At 62.8% G+C, this 18,907-nt stretch carries 20 protein-coding genes; 12 read left to right on the top strand and 8 right to left on the bottom strand.

Annotation, left to right across the window (positions count from 1 at the left end; translation table 11 throughout):
- Positions 1-152 precede the first annotated feature (152 nt).
- The gene (locus NKH36_RS04825; protein WP_352960511.1) at positions 153-1,091 is read right to left on the bottom strand and encodes an NAD(P)-dependent oxidoreductase; all 939 of its coding nucleotides are present in this window, start codon (positions 1,089-1,091) and stop codon (positions 153-155) included.
- 153 nt (positions 1,092-1,244) lie between these two features.
- Between NKH36_RS04825 and NKH36_RS04820 the strand changes: the two genes are divergently transcribed.
- Both NKH36_RS04820 and NKH36_RS04815 read left to right on the top strand, forming a co-directional pair.
- Positions 1,245-2,141: an NAD-dependent epimerase/dehydratase family protein gene (locus tag NKH36_RS04820; RefSeq protein WP_352960509.1), complete on the top strand. Its 897-nt coding sequence runs from the start codon at positions 1,245-1,247 to the stop codon at positions 2,139-2,141.
- A gap of 98 nt (positions 2,142-2,239) precedes the next feature.
- Positions 2,240-3,016, top strand: coding sequence for a FadR/GntR family transcriptional regulator (locus tag NKH36_RS04815; RefSeq protein WP_352960507.1), 777 nt, complete (start codon positions 2,240-2,242; stop codon positions 3,014-3,016).
- A gap of 9 nt (positions 3,017-3,025) precedes the next feature.
- On the opposite strand, the gene NKH36_RS04810 is transcribed toward NKH36_RS04815, so the two are convergent.
- Complete coding sequence (locus tag NKH36_RS04810) at positions 3,026-3,328, bottom strand: DUF3175 domain-containing protein (RefSeq protein ID WP_352960657.1); 303 nt, start codon at positions 3,326-3,328, stop codon at positions 3,026-3,028.
- A gap of 162 nt (positions 3,329-3,490) precedes the next feature.
- On the opposite strand from NKH36_RS04810, the gene NKH36_RS04805 reads away from it, so the two are divergent.
- From NKH36_RS04805 to NKH36_RS04760, 10 genes are all read left to right on the top strand, one after another.
- Positions 3,491-4,723 (top strand): MFS transporter, encoded by a 1,233-nt coding sequence (locus NKH36_RS04805; protein WP_352960505.1) that lies wholly within the window; start codon positions 3,491-3,493, stop codon positions 4,721-4,723.
- Between the two features lie 117 nt (positions 4,724-4,840).
- Positions 4,841-5,164, top strand: coding sequence for an ArsR/SmtB family transcription factor (locus NKH36_RS04800; protein ID WP_352960655.1), 324 nt, complete (start codon positions 4,841-4,843; stop codon positions 5,162-5,164).
- Complete coding sequence (locus NKH36_RS04795; protein ID WP_352960503.1) at positions 5,161-5,571, top strand: SRPBCC family protein; 411 nt, start codon at positions 5,161-5,163, stop codon at positions 5,569-5,571. Before NKH36_RS04800 ends, NKH36_RS04795 begins: the two co-directional genes overlap by 4 nt.
- Positions 5,572-5,693: 122 nt before the next feature.
- Positions 5,694-5,915: a hypothetical protein gene (locus NKH36_RS04790; RefSeq protein ID WP_352960501.1), complete on the top strand. Its 222-nt coding sequence runs from the start codon at positions 5,694-5,696 to the stop codon at positions 5,913-5,915.
- A 235-nt stretch (positions 5,916-6,150) separates the two neighbouring features.
- The gene (gene gntR, locus NKH36_RS04785; RefSeq protein WP_352960499.1) at positions 6,151-7,179 is read left to right on the top strand and encodes an HTH-type transcriptional regulator GntR; all 1,029 of its coding nucleotides are present in this window, start codon (positions 6,151-6,153) and stop codon (positions 7,177-7,179) included.
- 295 nt (positions 7,180-7,474) lie between these two features.
- Complete coding sequence (locus NKH36_RS04780; RefSeq protein WP_352960497.1) at positions 7,475-8,599, top strand: sugar ABC transporter substrate-binding protein; 1,125 nt, start codon at positions 7,475-7,477, stop codon at positions 8,597-8,599.
- A gap of 70 nt (positions 8,600-8,669) precedes the next feature.
- Positions 8,670-10,217, top strand: coding sequence for a sugar ABC transporter ATP-binding protein (locus NKH36_RS04775; RefSeq protein ID WP_352960495.1), 1,548 nt, complete (start codon positions 8,670-8,672; stop codon positions 10,215-10,217).
- Positions 10,214-11,194, top strand: coding sequence for an ABC transporter permease (locus tag NKH36_RS04770; protein ID WP_352960493.1), 981 nt, complete (start codon positions 10,214-10,216; stop codon positions 11,192-11,194). The genes NKH36_RS04775 and NKH36_RS04770 overlap by 4 nt, the downstream gene beginning before the upstream one ends.
- Positions 11,191-12,177 (top strand): ABC transporter permease, encoded by a 987-nt coding sequence (locus NKH36_RS04765; protein ID WP_127314952.1) that lies wholly within the window; start codon positions 11,191-11,193, stop codon positions 12,175-12,177. Before NKH36_RS04770 ends, NKH36_RS04765 begins: the two co-directional genes overlap by 4 nt.
- A gap of 29 nt (positions 12,178-12,206) precedes the next feature.
- Positions 12,207-12,734, top strand: coding sequence for a gluconokinase (locus tag NKH36_RS04760; RefSeq protein ID WP_352960490.1), 528 nt, complete (start codon positions 12,207-12,209; stop codon positions 12,732-12,734).
- Positions 12,735-12,885: 151 nt separating this feature from the next.
- Here the strand turns inward: NKH36_RS04760 and NKH36_RS04755 are convergent, their stop codons facing one another.
- The 6 genes from NKH36_RS04755 to NKH36_RS04730 all read right to left on the bottom strand — a co-directional run bounded on the left by NKH36_RS04755 (position 12,886) and on the right by NKH36_RS04730 (position 18,734).
- The gene (locus NKH36_RS04755) at positions 12,886-13,335 is read right to left on the bottom strand and encodes an RrF2 family transcriptional regulator (protein WP_352960488.1); all 450 of its coding nucleotides are present in this window, start codon (positions 13,333-13,335) and stop codon (positions 12,886-12,888) included.
- Positions 13,336-13,589: 254 nt separating this feature from the next.
- On the bottom strand, positions 13,590-14,576 hold the full coding sequence (locus NKH36_RS04750) for a sulfate ABC transporter substrate-binding protein (protein WP_352960486.1): 987 nt from the start codon (positions 14,574-14,576) through the stop codon (positions 13,590-13,592).
- 191 nt (positions 14,577-14,767) lie between these two features.
- Positions 14,768-15,817 carry a sulfate/molybdate ABC transporter ATP-binding protein gene (locus NKH36_RS04745; protein WP_352960484.1) on the bottom strand — a complete coding sequence of 350 codons (1,050 nt, stop codon included), beginning with the start codon at positions 15,815-15,817 and terminating at the stop codon, positions 14,768-14,770.
- A 127-nt stretch (positions 15,818-15,944) separates the two neighbouring features.
- Positions 15,945-16,829 (bottom strand): sulfate ABC transporter permease subunit CysW, encoded by an 885-nt coding sequence (gene cysW, locus NKH36_RS04740; RefSeq protein ID WP_352960482.1) that lies wholly within the window; start codon positions 16,827-16,829, stop codon positions 15,945-15,947.
- On the bottom strand, positions 16,822-17,673 hold the full coding sequence (gene cysT, locus NKH36_RS04735; protein ID WP_352960480.1) for a sulfate ABC transporter permease subunit CysT: 852 nt from the start codon (positions 17,671-17,673) through the stop codon (positions 16,822-16,824). Before cysT ends, cysW begins: the two co-directional genes overlap by 8 nt.
- A gap of 32 nt (positions 17,674-17,705) precedes the next feature.
- Positions 17,706-18,734, bottom strand: coding sequence for a sulfate ABC transporter substrate-binding protein (locus NKH36_RS04730; protein ID WP_352960478.1), 1,029 nt, complete (start codon positions 18,732-18,734; stop codon positions 17,706-17,708).
- Positions 18,735-18,907 lie beyond the last annotated feature (173 nt).

Genomic DNA, 18,907 nt, shown 5'->3' with positions numbered 1-18,907 from the left:
GACTTCAGCCATTTCCTACCGAAACAGCCTGAGGGTGTGGCTGCGATGGGTTGACAGGTCGGAGGGACAGCACCCCCCTCTGCCCTGCCGGGCATCTCCCCCGCAAGGGGGGAGATCGGCAGCTTCGCCGACAGCGCCTGCCGCTTATCGCCTCAAATCGTCTGTTTCTTCCCATCCTTGCTTGGCGTCAGGTCGACGCCGTTGACCTTGCCGATATGCGTCGCCAGCATCGGCACATACTGATCGGCGGGCCCGGCGGCGAATGCGCCGGCGAAAGCGTTCTTCGCGGCATTGCCAAGCGGGTTGGCGATGCCGGCAGCACCCGCCATCGACTCGAGATAGGTGAGGTCTTTGAAGGCGTTGGCGACGGTGAATTTGTGCGCGTTGCGGTCGCCTTCCAGCGTCCAGCGCATAAAGGTCTGGTAGAAGCCGCAATCCATGCGGCCGTTGCGGATGACGCTGTCGAAGCGCGGCGGCGAGATGCCGACCTTCTCGGCCAGCGCCAGCGCCTCGGAATAGATCGCCGCATAGCCCAGCGAGATGAAATTATTGAGCAGCTTCATACGGTGGCCGTCGCCAGTGTCGCCGATATGGACAATGCGCCCGGCCCAGGTCTCTAGCACCGGCTTCAGCCGGGCAAAGACCGCGTCGGATGCGCCGACCATGGCATCGAGCGTGCCTTCCCACGCCTCCTTCGGCGTGCGGCTGAGCGGGGCATCGACATAGTCGATGCCGAGCGCCTTGAGTTCGGCGGCAAGCGTTACCGTCGAGGTCGGGTCCGACGTCGAGCAATCGACAACCACCGAACCCTTCTTCAGGCCTTCCTTGAGGCCGCCGGGCCCGCGGATGATGGCTTCGACCTCGCGCGAGCCGGTGACGCAGATGAAGACGATATCAGATGCCACTGCCACGTCGCGCGAGGTCGCGGCTTCCTCCGCACCCCGGCCGAGCAGGTCTTCCGCCGGAGCGCGGTTCTTGCGGCCGAGAAACGTTAGGGAATAGCCCTTGTCGACGATGTTCTTCGCGATCCCGTGTCCCATCAAGCCAAGTCCGATGAAGCCGATCTTTTCGCTCGCGGCGGTGGTGTTCATGGCGTGTAATCCTGTGTTGCGGTCTCGATGACGGCGCTGCACTTTGGCAGGCGAATTGTTGCAGCGGGTTTTCGCCGCAGGCGGTGGCAGGCGATTGCGGAGTTCGATATTGTCTGACAATACACATGAATCTTGGGGAATGTGGAGAGCAAAATGACGAAGCGGATCATGTTCACCGGCGGCAGCGGCAAGGCCGGGCGTCATGTCGTGCAGTATCTGGTCGAGCAGGGATGCCAGGTGCTCAACATCGACACCAAGCCGCTCGACAATCCCAAGGTGCGCACACTGATCACCGACATCACCGACAGCGGGCAGGTGTTCAATGCACTGTCGAGCTATATGGGCCTGCATGAATTCGACCCGTCGCTGCGCGCCCAGCCGGTCGATGCCGTGGTGCACTTCGCGGCCATCCCGCGCATCATGATCACGCCCGACAACGAGGTGTTCCGTATCAACGCGCTCGGCACCTACAATGTCATCGAGGCTGCGGTGAAGCTCGGCATCCGCAAGCTGGTGATCGCTTCCAGCGAGACGACCTATGGGCTGGTCTTCGCCAACGAGCCGCGCGACCCGACGCATTTCCCGCTCGACGAGGAATACGATGTCGATCCCATGGACAGTTATGCGCTGTCCAAGATCGTCAATGAGAAGACGGCGCGCGCCTTCGCGCTGCGCAGCGGCATCGACGTCTACGCCTTGCGCATCGGCAACGTCATCGAGCCGCATGAATATTCGCTGTTCCCGAACTGGTTCGCCGATCCGGGTTTCCGAAAACGGATCGCTTGGAGCTATATCGATGCGCGCGACCTCGGCCAGATCACGCTGCGCGCCGTCGAAAAGGACGGGCTCGGCTATCAGGTGTTCAACGCCGCCAATGACGACACCTCGTCCGATCTGCCGACGGCCGAACTCTTGAGGCGGTTTTATCCCGACGTGCCGGTCAAGGTTGAGCTCGGCGAGTACGAGACGCTGCTTTCGAACCGCAAGGCGCGGGATGTGCTCGGGTTCCGCCCGGAACACAGCTGGCGGAAATACGTCAAGACGGCATGACGGGGTCGATCCGGGCTGATATGTGCACAGAAGCAGGCTTTGCAGCCCGAGGCTTTTCGCGTGCTTGACAGCTTTCGGAATCCGGACTTTGTGAACGCATGCGGGACGGGAAGCCGAATAAGAGAAAAACACCGGCCAAGGCGGCATCCGCCGAGCGCCCGGCAGTCGTGCGCCGCGCCGACGCGGCGCGTATGCCTGGGTCGAGCGTGCATGCGTCGCTGGCCAACGAGATCGGTCTCAGGATCGTGCGCGGCGACTATCCGCCGGGAACCATCCTGCCCAACGAAGCCAAATGGTCCGAGACCTTCGACGTCAGCCGCTCGGCGGTGCGCGAGGCGATCAAGATGCTGATGGCCAAGAGCCTGCTGGCCTCACGCCCCAAGATCGGCAGCTGGGTCGAGCCGAAGGAGCGCTGGAACCTGCTCGATCGCGACGTGCTGGCCTGGTACGCGACGTCGCCCGACCGCGAAGTGTTCCTCAGAACCGTGCAGGAGTTCCGTCATATCATCGAGCCGGAAGCCAGCGCCTTTGCCGCGATGCGGCGCACGGACGAGCAGATGGCCGAGATCAGCCAAGCCTGCCGAGAGATGGGGGAGGCGGCTACGCTGCAAGAGCGCACCCGCGCCGATACGCGTTTTCATCTGGCCATCCTGCGCGCCTCGGGCAACGACCTCCTGGTACCGCTCGGCGTGCTGATCGAATCGGCGTTTGATCATCTGTTCGCCTATACGACGCGGGAACTGGACGATTTGCAGCACGCGCAGAAGCTGCACGAGGCGATCGAAAAGAACATTCGCCTGCAGCGACCGGATGCGGCGCGCAACGCGGTCCGCAAGCTGTTGGCCAATACAGATAGCGTCATCAAGTCGAGGTAGGCCGATCCTCTAATCTTCTCTCGGGCGCCCAAATGCGGCTCGCAGTTCGTCCTTGGCGTCCTCCAGCACTTTCTTCTGCTTGGCCGGCAGGTTTTTGCCGGCACGGTTGATGTAGAAATTCAGCATCGACATGGCGGACTGGAACGGCTCGGCCTTGCGCCGGTCGCTGTGCTCGGCCGATCGCTTCAGCGAGGCCGCGATTTTCTTGGGATCGTGGGATTCGAAGACGTGTTCCTCGAGGTCCAGCGCATCGCTGTGCTCGGTCACCTCGGCCGACCATTTCTTTTCGCGGTCATGACAAACTCCTTCCATTGGTGAGTTGATGGAAAACTCCGGGACGGCGGCCACTGTTCCACTTCATCTTAAATCCCTGGAGCCACGGATTTGCATGATGTGGCGCTGCACGGCGCCGTGAATGCGCCGATAGTAGCGTCGAACCGGTCGATTTTGTCAGAACCGCGGACAGGAAACGCCTTGACCACAACCGTCTCCAGCCAGGCAAGCAGCCCCGGCATCGACAGCGTCTATGCCTGGATACGGCTCGGCGTTTCTGTGCTGCTGGCGACGATCGGCGGCGTCGGCATGTGGGCAGTGGTCGTGGTGCTGCCCGCCGTGCAGGCGGAATTCGGCGTCGATCGGGCGGCCGCGTCGATGCCCTATACGGCGACCATGGTCGGTTTCGCCGCCGGCAATGTGCTGGTCGGCCGCGCCATCGACCGCATGGGCTACTGGATCCCGGCACTCATTGCCTCGGTGGCGCTCGGCGCCGGTTTCCTGCTGGCGTCGCTGACCACTTCGATCCTGCAGTTTACTCTTGTCCAGGGGTTTTTGATCGGCGTCGGCACGTCGGCAATCTTCGGGCCGCTGATCGCCGACATCTCGCACTGGTTCAACCGCCGCCGCGGCGTCGCGGTGACGGCCGCCGCCGCCGGCAACTATCTCGCCGGGGCGATCTGGCCATTGGCGATGCCCTTTGTCATGCAGGCCGAAGGCTGGCGCTTCACCTATGCCGCGATCGGCGTAGTCTGCCTCGCGACGATGGTGCCGCTGATCCTGCTGCTCAGGCGTGGCGCACCACCTGCCGCCGCTCCCGGTTCGCCCGGCAGCCGTCCCGTCCAGCCGATCTCATTGTCACCGGCAGCCCTGCAGATGCTGCTCGTCGTCGCCGGCCTTGGCTGCTGCGTGGCGATGTCGATGCCGCAGGTCCATATCGTCGCCTATTGCATGGACCTCGGCTACGGCGTGGCGCGGGGCGCCGACATGCTGTCGATCATGCTGGCGGCGGGTGTCGTCAGCCGGCTGGCCTCCGGCTTCCTTGCCGATCGCATCGGCGGCGTGAAAACCCTGCTGATCGGCTCGGTGCTGCAAGCCCTGTCGCTGTTGTTCTACATCCCCTTCGATGGGCTCGCCTCGCTTTACGTCGTCTCGCTGGTCTTCGGCCTATCGCAGGGCGGCATCGTGCCTTGCTATGCGATCATCGTGCGCGAATACATGCCCGCCAAGGAGGCCGGCCAGCGCGTCGGCATCGTCATGATGGCAACCATCTTCGGCATGGCGATCGGCGGCTGGATGTCGGGCTGGATCTATGATCTGACCGGGTCCTACGCCGCCGCATTCCTCAACGGCATTGCCTGGAACCTGCTGAACATAGCGGCCATGGTGCTGCTGCTGTGGAAGGCACGGCGCAGCGCCGCGGCGATTGCCTGAAACGGAGCACCTGGGCCCCCTTCCGACGTCCGCAATCGCCAGGTCCACATTCCTACTTGACTTACACATATCTCGGTGGTTATTGGTTTATCAATAGCCAGCGAGTTATCGATTGCCATGCCACAGCCCCACGAGGTCCTTTTCAGAACGCTTGCCGATCCGACGCGACGGGCCATCTTCGAGCGGCTGTGTCGCGACGGAGACCAGACCGTCGCGGCCCTGACCGCTCGGGCCGGGGTCTCACAACCGGCCGTGTCAAAGCATCTTGGGGTCCTGAAGCAGGCCGGGTTGGTGCGCGACCGCCATGAAGGCCGCAACACGCACTATAGCGCGGAGCTCGGCGCCTTGGCGCCGCTGATCGACTGGACAAACCAAATGGCTGGGTTCTGGCAAAGCCGGTTCGACAACCTCGAAGATTTGCTCAAAAGGATGGACCAATGACCAATACTGCGACCGAAACGCGCGCCGTCGTTGTCGAACGGGAGGTCGCTTTTCCGCCGGAAAAGATCTGGCGCGCGCTCACGCAATCACACCTGATCGAGGAGTGGCTGATGAAGAACGATTTCAAGCCAGACGAGGGCCACCGTTTCAATCTTAGCGCGGACTGGGGGGCGGTCGATTGTCAGGTCCAGGCCGTCGAGCCCAATAAGATGCTGTCTTACACGTGGGATACCAAGGATCTCAAAAGTGTCGTCACGTGGACGCTCACCCCTACGAGCACGGGGACCCATCTGCGCATGGAGCAGTTGGGCTTCCGGCCGGATCAGCAGCAGTACTACCAGGGTGCCCAACACGGATGGCAGCGGTTCCTAGCGAACCTGGAGCAGGTCCTGGCGCGGATAGAGTAAGGCGTGCCGGCGCCAACGGGCAATGGCCAACAAGACGTCATCAAATCAAAGAAGCTTGCAAAGAAGGCCGCCGCCAAGCGGGTCGCCCGATCCGCTTCAGCTCGTCTTCAGAGGAGGTGCTCATGAACTGGAACACGTGGATTCGGCAATTCCACCGCTGGCTGTCGATCATTCTTACGGCGGTCGTCGCTGCCATCTTCATCAGCTTGGGCGTGGGTGTCGAGCCCGCCTACTGGGTATACCTCATGCCGCTGATCCCGCTCGGCTTGCTCATGCTCAGCGGTCTCTACTTGTTCGCGTTGCCCTATGCCACGAGGTGGCGCAGCGGACGACGCACGGCGTAGAAGCCTGAACACGATGGACGGCAAGACGCCCGCGAACCCACCCACAGCCGAAATTCAAACTGTGGCGCTACCCGAGTTCGGGTAGCTGTCCCGGCTGGTTTGCTTGACAATGGGGTAAGGCTGCGCGACGCCAGACGGGTGCGGCAAGTCGGGTTGGCATGGCGACAGTGGCAAAGACGCTGAACAGCATTTCGTGGCCGCGCTTCGGCGAAGGCGCCGCGTTCGGGACAAGGCTATGACCAAACCGCGCTCGCGCCGCGGCGGCGGCCGTCCGACGATCGCCGATGTCGCGCGTAAGGCCGGCGTCGGCGCCATCACCGTTTCCCGCGCCTTGCGCGAGCCGGGGCGTGTTTCGGAGGATCTGCGCCGCCTGATCCAGGCGGCCGTCGATGAGCTCGGCTATCTGCCCGACCCGAATGCGCGAGCATTGGCTTCGGCGCGCGCCGAGGTCTTTGGCGTGCTGGTGCCGTCGCTCACCAACAGCGTCTTTGCCGAAGTGCTGCGCGGCATCTATGACAGCCTGTCCGACAGCTCCTACCGCATCCAGCTCGGCAATACCCATTATTCCGGCCTCGAGGAGGAACGGCTGCTGCAGGTGTTCGGCCCGCAGCGCCCGGCGGCGCTGATCGTGGCAGGTATCGACCAGACGCCAATTTCGCGAAGACTGCTCGAGACGGCTGGCTGCCCGGTGGTGCAAGTCATGGAAACCGGGCCCGATCCGGTTGACATGATGGTCGGCTTCTCGCATTTCGACGGCGGCAAGGTGGCCACGGAGCACATGATCGAAATGGGCTATCGCCGCATCGGCTTCATCGGCGCGCGCATGGACCCGCGCTCGCAGCGTCGGCTGGCCGGCTATCGCGCGGCGATGGAGGCGGCCGGCCTGTTCGACGCACGGCTGATCACCACCACGCCAGTGCCGTCCAGCGTGACGCTCGGGCGCGAATTGTTTCGTGACGCGCTGGCCAAGGTGCCGACGCTCGACGGGGTTTTCTGCAACAATGACGACATTGCGCTCGGCGTACTGTTCGAGTGCCATCGCGCCTCGATCGCCGTGCCGAAGACGATCGGCATCACAGGCTTCAACGATCTCGACATGATGGAAGTGGCATTTCCATCGGTCACCAGCATCCGGACCCCTCGCTACGAGATCGGCCGGCGGTCGGTCGCCATGGCGCTCGCGGCGATTGCAGGCAAGCGGCCGCAAGAGCCGGTCGTCGATCTCGGCTTCGAACTCAAGCGCCGCGAGAGCACGGCCCGCTGAGCTGCCTTGAGACGCAGTGAAATGGCGCTTTACACAATGTCATGGTAGCGCTACCATCCACCTCTGGCAAAAACTCACGGCAAAGGAGCTAGTTTGTTTATTATACATAATCGACAGCTAACGGTTGTTTATTATGTATAATATGATAGTTTTTACTGTGGTTGCCGAGCGGCAAGGGAGGAGATCGGGTCGGCATTCGGCCACCTAGTAAAGCGCGACGGGCAAGGCGGGAGGTGCCGGGCCGGACGCGCGAGACGCGTAAGACAATCAAAAATTGCAACTGGGAGGAATATCGATGTTCAAGTCACTTGTTGGTGGCATCGTTGCCGCCACCGCATTCGTCATGCTGAGTTCCTCGGCGCTCGCCGAACCCGAAATCGTCAACGGCCCGTCGGCCGAGCCGGACTGCTTCGCGCCGTGGGCCGCCGACACGCAGTTCTTCAAGTTCCCCAAGAAGGAAGGCCCGTACCGCGTAGCGCTCGCCAATGGCTATATCGCCAACACCTGGCGCATCCAGATGGTGCAGACGGCGAAGGCCTATGCGGCGCAGCCGGATGTCGCGGCGAAACTGAAGGAATTCAAGGTCGTGTCGACCGGCGAAGACGTGCCGGCGCAGATTTCGGCGATCAACAACTTCATCGATTCCGGCTATGATGCGATCGTCGTCAACGCGCAGAATCCAACGGCGTTCGGGCCGGTCATCAAACGCGCCAAGGAAGCCGGCGTCGTGCTGGTCGCCTTCGACAACATTCTCGACACCAAGGACGCCATCAACGTCAATGTCGACCAGAAAGGCCTTGGCGAGTTGTGGGCTAACTGGCTGGTCAAGCATATTCCCAATGGTGGCAAGATCCTCGAGGTGCGCGGCGTTGCCGGCACGTCGGTCGACACCGACCGCCACAATGGCATCCACGAGGTCTTCGATGCTTCCGGGAAGAAGTGGGAGGTCACCGAAGTCATCGGCAAATGGGACGATGGCGTGGCGCAAAAGGCTACGGCCGACGCGATCGCCACCAATGGTCCCTTCGACGGCGTCACCGGGCAGGGCGGCGACACCGGCATCGTCCAGGCGATGATCGACGCCAAGCATCCGTTCGTGCCGTTCGGCGGCGAAACGGAAAATGGCTTCCGCAAATTCTGCGCCAAGTTTGCCGCAGAAGGGCTGAAATGCTCGTCGGCTGGAACCGGTCCCGCCCAGGTGGCGGTCGCCATCAAGACGGCGATTGCTGCGCTCGAAGGGCAGGTCGTCCCGCAAGCGGTGAAGCTGCCGCTGGCAATCGTCGAGGATCCGAACTTCAAGGAAGGCGAGGACTATTTCCCCGACCAGTCCGACAATTTCTTCGTCGGCAACTCTTTCCCGACCTGCGGCATCAACTTCACCGCGCAGGAAATCATGGGCCAGAGCAAGGAAAACCAGTAGGCTGATCGCTCGGAGCCGCGGGATATCCCGCGGCGCCGAGCCCGAAGAACAAGCGCCTTGGGAGGGGCCGATGGACGGTGCGGTTCCGATCTTCCGCATGGAGGGCATATCCAAGCGCTATGGCGGTGTGCGGGCGCTGGAAAAGGCCGAGCTTTCGGTTACGTCAGGCAGCATTCACGCCATCCTCGGCGAAAACGGCGCCGGCAAATCGACGCTAATCAAGGTCATGGCCGGCGTCGTCGCGCCTGACGAAGGCCGCATGATGCTGGACGGAAGCGAAGTGACCTTCGCGTCGCCGGCCGCGGCCAACCAGGCCGGCATCGTCTGCATCTTCCAGGAACTGTCGCTCGTCCCCGAACTCAGCGTCGCCGACAACATCGTCATTTCCGATCCCCCCACGCGTTTCGGCATGATCGACCGCAAGGCGCAGCGCCGCATCGCGGAAGAAGCCCTTGCTCGCGCCGGCGCTGCCGACATCCACCCGCTGGCGCTGGTTAAGGATCTTCCGCTTTCAAGAAGGCAGATGGTCGAGATCGCCAAGGCGCTGGCACGCAGGCCGCGCATCCTGATCCTCGACGAGGCGACCTCGGCGCTGACCGCGGCCGACGTCGCCAAGATCTTCGGCGTCTTGAAGCGGCTGCGCTCGGAAGGGCTGGCGCTGCTCTACATCTCGCATCGGATGAACGAGATCGCCGAGCTTGCCGACCAGTGCACGGTGTTTCGCAACGGCCGCAATGTCGCCAGTTATGCTGCGGGCTCGAAGAGCGACAATGAGGTCGTCGAGCTGATGATCGGCCGCGAATACAGCCATATTTTCCCGCCGAAGCCGATGCGCGCCCCGGCCACCGCCGCGCCGGTGCTGGAGGCGCGCAAACTGTCCTGGACCGATCGGCTGGACAATATCTCGCTCACGGTCGGGGCAGGCGAAGTCGTCGGCCTTGGCGGTCTCGACGGCCAGGGCCAGCGCGAGTTGCTGCTCGCCTTCTTCGGCGTGCTGCGCGGCCTCAGCGGCCAGATATTGATCGACGGCAAACCGGTGGCGATCGCCAGCCCGGCCAAGGCCCGCGGGGACCGGATCGGCATGGCGCTGATCCCGGAAGATCGCAAGACGGAAGGCCTGATGCTGCCGATGACGGTGCGCGAAAACCTCTCCTTCGCCGCACTCGACCGGCTGTCGAAGGCCGGCATCATCGACCGTGCCGCCGAGCAGCGGCTGATCGACGACATGGTCGCTCTGCTGGCGATCAAGACGGCCGGCCTCGACATTCCGGTCGGTGCGCTGTCCGGCGGCAACCAGCAGAAGGTGGTGATCGCCAAATGGCTGATGCGGCAGCCGCGCATCATCCTGCTCAACGACCCGACGCGGGGCATCGATGTCGGCACCAAGCAGGAACTGTATCAGCTGATGCGCAAGCTTGCCGACCAAGGCGCGGCGATCCTGTTTTACTCCACCGATTATGACGAGCTGATCGGCTGCTGCGACCGCGTGCTGGTGCTCTATGACGGAGCGGTCAAGCGCGAGCTGGTCGGCGCCGAGATCACCGAGCGGGCGCTGATCGCCAGCGCGCTCAACATCCATGGCAAAGAGATGCCTGTTAGCCAAGGAGCGGACGCGTGAAGGACTGGCGCTACTGGCTTGCCGAACAACGCGGAACGCTGCTGGCGTTCGGAATCTTCATCGTGATGTTTACGATCTACACCTCGAACCATCCGGCGGGCTTTACCGCCAATGTCGTGCAGACGGCTTCCAACAAGGGCGTGCTGCTTGCCTTCGTCGCCATGGCGCAGACGCTGGTGGTGATCACCGCCGGCATCGACCTTTCCGTCGGCATGATCTTCCTGCTGACCAACTGCCTGGCCTCATGGCTGGTCATCGGCACCGGCATCGAGACCGCGTTGGGCGTCGTCGCGGTGCTCGGCACCGGGCTGCTGTGCGGCGCGATCAACGGCGCCATCGTCATCTACGGACGGCTGCAGCCGATCGTCACCACCATCGCCACCGGCGCGGTTTATTTCGGCATCGCGCTGCTTTTGAGACCCTTCCCGGGCGGCTCGGTCAACGAGGATCTCGCCGACGCGATGACCGGGCGGCTGTTCGGCGTGGTGCCGGCGAGCCTGGTGGTGCTGCTGGCCGTCGTGCTCGTCGTCTGGGTGCCGTTCAGCCGGTCGGTGCTCGGCCGTGCGGCCTATGCGGCCGGATCGTCTGAGATGGCGGCCTACATGTCCGGCGTGCCGATCCGCCGCGGCAAGTTTGCCGCCTATGCGCTGGCCGGCCTGCTGGCCGCGATCGGCGGGCTGTTCCTGACCTTCTTCACCTATACGGGCGAGGCGGCCTATGCCAGTGGCAATGCCTATACGCTGTTCTCGATCGCCGCCGTGGTGCTTGGCGGCGTCTCATTGTTCGGCGGCAAGGGCAGCGCCATCGGCGCGATTTTCGGCGCGCTCGCCTTCCGTACCATCGGCGACCTGCTCTTCGTCTTCGATTTCGATCCGCTCTGGCAGCCGCTGTTCCAGGGCGTCATCCTGCTGATCGCGGTCAGCCTCGGCGCCTTCGCCCTGTTCAGGGTCCGCAACCGGCTGGAGTGGTTCCTGTGAGCGAAACGACCATCGGCGGCATCGCCGGCCGCATGCCGAAATTCATCCGCCGCGCCGACCCGGCGGTGCTGACCGCCTTCGCCTGCATCGTGCTGCTGTTGTTTGTCGGCAGCCTCTATTCGCGCAGCTTCCTGTCGCCGGAATATCTACTGCAGCAGCTCAAGGTGGCCTCGTTCCTCGGCGTCATCGCCACCGGCATGATGCTGGTCATCCTGCTCGGCCAGATCGACCTGTCGGTGCCGTGGTCGGTGGCGGCGGGCGCAATGATGGCCTGTGCGGCCGCCGCCTACGGCCCGGTCGGCGTGGCGCTGGCGATCCCGTTCGGCATTTTCTGCGGTGTCGCGATCGGCGTCGTCAACGGCATCGGCGTCGCTTATCTGCGCATTCCCTCGATGATCATCACGCTTGCCACCAATGCCGTCGCGCAAGGGCTGATGGTGGTCTATACGGGCGGCTTCTCGCCGCAGGATTCGGCAACCCGGGCGATGCGCTATCTGGCGACCGGCTTTGCCATTCCGGGCGTGCCCAACGCGGTCGTCATCTGGGCGCTGATCGGTGCTGCGATGGTTTTCGTGCTGACCCGCACCGGCTTCGGCCGCACGGTCTACGGTATCGGCAACCGCGAGCGCGCCGCTTACCTCTCCGGCATCGACACGCGGCGCGTGGTGCTGATCGCCTTCGCCGTCTCCGGCGGGCTCTCCGCCTTCGGCGGCGTGCTTCTGGCCGGCTATGCCTCCAAGGCGGCGCAGTCGATGGGCGACGCCTATCTCCTGCCGTCGATAGCAGCGGTCGTGCTTGGCGGCACCTCGATCCTCGGCGGCCGCGGCTCCTATCTCGGCACCGTCGCTGGCGTCATCCTGATCACGCTTTTGCAATCCATTCTTTCGGTCATGCAGATGCCGGAGGCGGGGCGGCAGATTATCTACGGCGTCGTCATCGTCGCCATGCTCCTGCTTTACGGCCGCGCGCCGGCCAGCCGCTGACCCGCATCGTGGACGAAAAGACAGCACAGATGCAGAGGGATCTGGTTCGGTCCGCACCGGCCGTTGTGGTGATGGGCGTCGCCGGTTGTGGCAAGTCGGCCGTCGGCGAAGCGCTGGCTGCAGCGTTGGGCGCCATCTTCGTCGAGGGCGACAGGCTGCACCCGCCCGAAAACGTCGCCCGCATGGCACGCGGCGAGCCGCTGACCGACGCGTTGCGCGAAGGCTGGCTCGACGCGATCGGCCGGCGCATTGCTGGATCGATCGGCGATGGACAAGGCGTCGTCGCCGCCTGTTCGGCGCTGAAGCGCAGCTACCGCGAGCGTCTGCGCGGCTTTTGCCAGGACATCGTTTTCCTCTATCTGGAAATCGATCCCGCGACCGCAAAGCAGCGTGTCGGCTCCCGCCAGGGCCATTTCATGCCGGCAAGCCTGGTCGACAGCCAGTTCGCCACGCTTGAAGCGCCAGCAGCCGACGAGAACGCATTGACGCTCGATGCGACGCGCCCGATCGCCGACATTGTAGGCGACGTCGTTAGCCTGTTAGAGGCGAATTCATGAGCGGGTGGCCGGCGCGGATCCTGCTTTAGGGCGCGCCTAATTGGGGTGTTTTGATAGTCAGGTTGATGCCGGCCTGCAAATGGCGGCTTCCTGCGCTTCCGGTACGTATCCAATCGTTACGCTCCGTTCCGTTCTCGGAAATCATCACACCCTAGATCTGCGATGTCAGTTCGACTGGAAAATCGTCATTGTCGGCGTCGCGCATCGCGGCGAGGCTGCGATTGTCCAGCACCTCGGCGATCGCCTGGCGCACCTCCAGCATCATGTTCCGGACCTGGCATGTCGCTTCGTCGCAATCCTCGCAGCGCTGATATTGGGTGCGGCTGGCGCAAGGGATCGGCGCCAGCGGCCCGTCGAGGACACGCACGACATGGCCGATCTTGATCTCGGAGGCGGGACGGGCGAGGCGATAGCCGCCTTCCTTACCCTTGCGGCTCTGGACGAAGCCGGCGTTGCGCAACTCGCCCAGAATGGCATCCAGGAATTTCTTCGGGATTTTGTTGGCGACGGCAATGTCGTTGACGAATGCGAGCTGACCGACCGGCAGGCCGGACAGATGCACGAGGGCCTTGAGGCCGTATTTGCCTTTTTTAGTGAGCATGCCCGATTCAGTTCATGAAAACCCCAACCGCCCGCATCTGGCGGTTGTTTGTGTGTAAATCATGACGTTTTGGTCGCGCGATGCCGTTTCGCGAAAACAAGCCGTCTGATGGCACGGTAGGCACAAACACATTGATTCTTCGTGACGTTTTGGATGGTCCGCCCGGAAAGTGCGGAAAGCCACGCTTCCAGCGTGCGAAAACGAAGAAAGCCGGCAAAAGCCGGCTTTCTTATCAATTTTGAAGATCGCTCGCTTCAGCGACTGCCATAAGTCTGGTCGAGCAGGCCTCCCGCTGCAAAGTGCTCGGCCTGGATCTTGGCCCAGCCGCCGAAGACATCTTCCACCGTCAGCAGGCGGACATCGGGGAACTCAGCCTTGTATTTGGCGGCGACAGCCGTGTCGCGAGCCCGCAGGCCATTGCGGGCGGCGATGTCCTGGCCCTGCGGCGTGTAGAGGAAGTCGAGATAGGTCTTGGCGAGGTCACGCGTGCCATGCTCGTCGGCGACCGTGTCGACGATCGCCACCGGAAACTCCGCCAGCAGGCTGACCGAGGGCGTCACCTGCTCGAACTTGTCATCGCCATACTCCCTGCGGACGCCGCGCGTTTCCGACTCGAAGGTGATCAGCACGTCGCCGATCTCGCGCTGAACGAAGGTGGTGGTCGCCGCGCGACCGCCGGAGTCGAAGATCGGGACGTTATTGAACAGTTTGGTGACGAATTCCTTCACCTTGGCGTCGTCGCCCTTGAAGGCTTCCTTGGCGTAGGCGGTGGCCGCGAGATAGGTGTAGCGCGCATTGCCCGACGTTTTCGGGTTGGGGAAGATCACCTGCACGTCATCGCGCACGAGGTCGTTCCAATCCTTGATGTTCTTCGGATTGCCGGCGCGCACCAGGAAGGACGGCAGCGAATAAAAAGGCGAGGCGTTGTCGGGGAAATCCTTCTGCCAGTCGGCGGAGATAAGACCCTTCGAGACCAGGAAGTCGATGTCGATGACTTGATTGAAGGTGACAACATCGGCGCCGAGGCCCTCGGCGATGGCACGCGCCTGCGCTGATGTCCCGGCATGCGACTGGTCGATGGTCACGCCGGGGTGCTTGGCGATGAAGGCCTTGTTGACCTGCGCAAACAGTTCGCGGCCGACATCATAGGACGCGTTCAGCAGTTTGTCGGCCGACCAGGCTTGGGAGGATGCGAGGAACAGGCCGGCTAATGTGGCGACGCCAAGCAAAAATCGCTTCATGAAAACAGGCTCCCTGAAAATACCGTCTGTCGAATGCCTAAAGGATAATCGGGCGGCACCCGACGCGACGAGGCATGCAAGCCGGATCTATGGCATTGCCGTGAGAAAAAGCGTTGCCGAAAACAGCCGGTTGGTAGGATTTCTTTCCAAACAAATCTTTTGGCGGTACGAGACCTGCTTCAGGGGTGGCCCTACGCGGCCGGCGCCGCCGGAAAAAGCTTCCAGCGTCCCGGCCGGAACGCCACGCGACTTTTTTGCGCCGCCGGATGGTTGACGGGCAGCTCGATCTCGACCCGCTGGCGCTCGCCGCCGATTTCGAGCTCCACACGTCTGGTGCCGGCAACGCGGCGGCTGGCGGCGACCGTGCCGGCGATGCAGCCATTGCATTCGTCCACCAGTTCGACATCGTGCGGACGGAAGAACAGCGTCGCTTCGCCTTGCGGTGCATGCGGCGCGGACAGCCCGATCGGGCGGTCGGCGATCCAGACCTGGCCGTCTTCGACCCTGACGGGAAGCGCGCTCGATTCACCGATGAAGCCGTAGACGAAGGGCGAGTTCGGCGTGTCGTAGATTTCATCGGCGGTACCGACCTGCTCGATCCTGCCCTGGCTCATCACCACGACGCGATCGGCAAGCTCGAGCGCTTCTTCCTGGTCATGGGTGACAAAGACCGTGGTGTGGCCGGTGGCGTCGTGAATGTCGCGCAGCCAACGGCGCAGTTCGCGGCGGACCTGGGCATCCAGCGCGCCGAACGGCTCGTCGAGCAAAAGCACGGCCGGTTCGATCGCCATCGCCCGGGCAAGCGCCACACGCTGGCGCTGGCCGCCCGAAAGCTGCGCCGGATAGCGCTTTTCCAAGCCGGACAGCTGGACGAGGTCGAGAAGCTCGGAAGCCCGGCGGCGGATTTCCTGCGCCGACGGACGTGTCGGCCCGCGCCGAACTTTTAAGCCGAAGCCGATATTGTCGGCGACCGTCATATGGCGAAACAGCGCATAATGCTGGAAAACGAAGCCGACATTGCGCTCCTGGATCGACTTTTGCGACGCATCCTCCTCGCCGAAGAAGATCCTTCCTTTCGTCGGCCGCTCCAGCCCGGCTATCAGCCTGAGCAGCGTCGTCTTGCCGGAGCCGGAAGGCCCGAGCAGCGCGATCAGCTCGCCGGACTTGATGTCGAGCGAAACGTCGTGGAGCGCCGGAAACCGCTCAAACTCCTTGCGCACGTTGGCAACGCGAACTTCCATCAACCGTCCCTTTTTTGTCGATGCATGTCGTTATCCCAAAACCGCTACACACTTTTGGGCGACATCAAATCTTTGTTTCATGCATGTCGTTATCCCAAGACCGCTGCGCACTTTTGGGTGACATGCATTAGTGTCCGCGCGTCGCGGCAAGCTCGGCGCCGTAGCGCATCTCGAGAAGTGTTTTCAAGACCAGCGTGACGAGCGCCAGGCCCGCAAGCAGTGAAGCGACGGCGAAGGCGGCTGCCGCATTGTACTCGTTATAGAGGATTTCGACATGCAGCGGCATGGTGTTGGTCAGCCCGCGTATGTGGCCCGACACGACGGAGACCGCGCCGAACTCGCCCATGGCGCGGGCATTGCACAACAAGACGCCGTAGAGCAGCCCCCATTTGACGTTGGGCAGCGTCACGTACCAGAACGCCTGCCAACCATTGGCGCCGAGCGACAGCGCCGCCTCCTCGTCGCCATTGCCCTGTTCCTGCATCAAGGGGATCAGTTCGCGGGCAACGAAGGGAAAGGTGACGAAGATGGTGGCGAGCACGATGCCCGGCACGGCAAACAGGATGGCAATGCCATGCGCCTTCAGCCAGGCGCCGAACAGGCCTTGCGCGCCGAACAGCAGCACATAGACCAGCCCGGAAATGACCGGCGAGACCGAAAACGGCAGGTCGATGAGCGTGGTCAGGAAAGCCTTGCCCTTGAACTCGAACTTGGCGATCGCCCAGGCGGCGGAGATGCCGAAGACGACGTTGAGTGGCACCGAGATCGCCGCCACCAGCAGTGTCAGATGGATCGCCGAGCGCGTGTCTGGGTTGGTCAGCGCCTCCGTGTAAGCGCCGAGACCTTTTGCGAAGGCTTCGTTGAAGACGACGATCAGCGGCAAGAGCAGGAAAATGCCGAGGAAGGCAAAGGTCACGACCATCAGCACGGCTTTCGCCGGGCGGCTTTCGGTCACTGCCGCCGACTGGCTTTCGTGGTGCGGTGCGTAGGACTTGATCTCCGGATCAGCCATAGCGCTTGCGGCTCCACGTCTGCACCAGATTGATGACCAGCAGCATCACGAACGACAAAGCGAGCATGATTGCCGCGATCGCGGTCGCCGCCGCATAATTGTATTCCTCCAGCCGGATGACGATCAGAAGCGGCGCGATCTCGGATTTGTAGGGCAGGTTGCCGGCGATGAAGATGACGGAGCCGTACTCGCCGACACCGCGTGCGAAAGCCAGCGCGAAACCGGTGACAATGGCGGGCGCGAGGCCTGGAAGCAGAACCCGGGAGATGGTCTGGAAGCGATTGGCGCCGAGCGTGGCGGCCACTTCCTCCACCTCCTTGTCGATCTCCTCCATGATCGGCTGGACAGTGCGCACGACGAAGGGCAGGCCGATGAAGATCAGCGCGATGACGATGCCGAGCGGCGTGTAGGCGACCTTGATGCCGAGCGGCGCCAGCAGGCTGCCGAGCCAGCCATTCGGCGCGTAAAGCGTGGTCAGCGCGATGCCGGCCACCGCCGTCGGCAGCGCGAATGGCAGGTCGACCATGGCATCGACGATTCGGCGGCCAGGAAAGCTGTAGCGCACCAGCACCCAGGCGACGATCGTGCCGAAGACGACATTCACCATGGCGGCAATGAAGGCGGTGCCGAAGCTGATTTCAAGCGCGTTGATGGTGCGGCGGTCGGTAGCAATCGCCCAGAAATCGGCCCAGCCGAGCGCGGCCGATCGCCAGATCAGCCCCGACAGCGGAATGAGGATGATGAGCGTGAGGTAGGCAAGCGAGAAGCCGAGCGTCAATCCGAAACCCGGAATGACGCTCGGCCGTCTGAACCGCCACCCCGCCTTGGCGGGTGCTGTGGTCATGTCGTCCTGATCTAGAGTCTAGCTAACTGGGTCTACTGGGCCGGCTTGTAGATCTGGTCGAATATACCACCGTCGCCGAAATGGTAAGGCTGTGCTTTCTTCCAACCGCCAAAAAGTGGATCGTCGATGGTGATCAGCTTGATCTCCGGCAGTTTGGCGAGGTCCTCCGCCGGCACCAAATCGGGCTTGGACGGGCGATAGTGGTTCTTGGCGATCAGCGTCTGGCCTTCCTTGGAGTAGAGATAGCTCAGATAGGCTTCAGCGACTTTGCGCGTGCCCTTGGCATCGACATTGGCGTCGACCAGGGCGACCGGCGGCTCCGCCAGGATCGAGGTCGGCGGATAGACAATGTCGAAATTGTCGGCGCCGAATTCGTCGAGCGCCAGATAGGCCTCGTTTTCCCAGGCCAGCAGCACGTCGCCCAGCCCTTTTTGCGCGAAGGTCACGGTTGCGCCGCGCGCGCCGGTGTCGAGCACCGGAACATGAGCGTACAGATTGCCGACGAATTCCTTGGTCTTGGCCTCGTCACCGCCATCCTTGGCGTTGGCATAGGCCCAGGCGGCGAGATAGTTCCAGCGTGCGCCGCCCGAGGTCTTGGGGTTCGGCGTGATTACCTGGACGTCGTCCTTGACCAGATCGCCCCAGTCCTGGATGCCCTTCGGGTTGCCCTTGCGGACGAGGAAGATGATGGTCGAGGTGTAGGGCGCCGAATTGTTCTCGAACTTGGTCCGCCAGTCGGGATTGATCTTCTTCGATTTCTCGACGATGGCGTTGATGTCGCCCTCGAGCGCCAGCGTCACCACGTCGGCGTCGAGGCCGTCGATCACGGCGCGGGCCTGCGCGCCCGAACCGCCATGCGACTGCTGGACGGTTACAGTCTCGCCGGTCTCGGCCTGCCAGTGGGCGGCGAAGGCCTCGTCGAATTGCTTGTACAGCTCACGCGTCGGATCGTAGGACACGTTGAGGATAGTGGTATCGGCAAACGCGAAACCGAGTGTGCCGAACTGGACCGATGCAGCGACCAGTGCGCCGAGCAGTTTCCTGAAATGAGGATTGGTCATTTCCGCCTCCGTTGAGATCACCTCAATCTACTGAATTGGTAGAAATTAGATGCAATCAATGTTGCTTTTTTTGGCCTTGTGAAGCAATTTTTCGCCGGCCTTTGACCTCATGAGGAAATTCTTTCCTCGCAACGCTGCAGTGCGGAATCCGGGCTCATGAAGCGATCTATCTA

The organism is Mesorhizobium sp. M1312 (genome assembly GCF_040318115.1).
Classification (GTDB): Bacteria; Pseudomonadota; Alphaproteobacteria; order Rhizobiales; family Rhizobiaceae; genus Mesorhizobium.
Note: the sequence above shows the minus strand (reverse complement) of the source record. Positions and strands in the feature narration are given on the sequence as shown.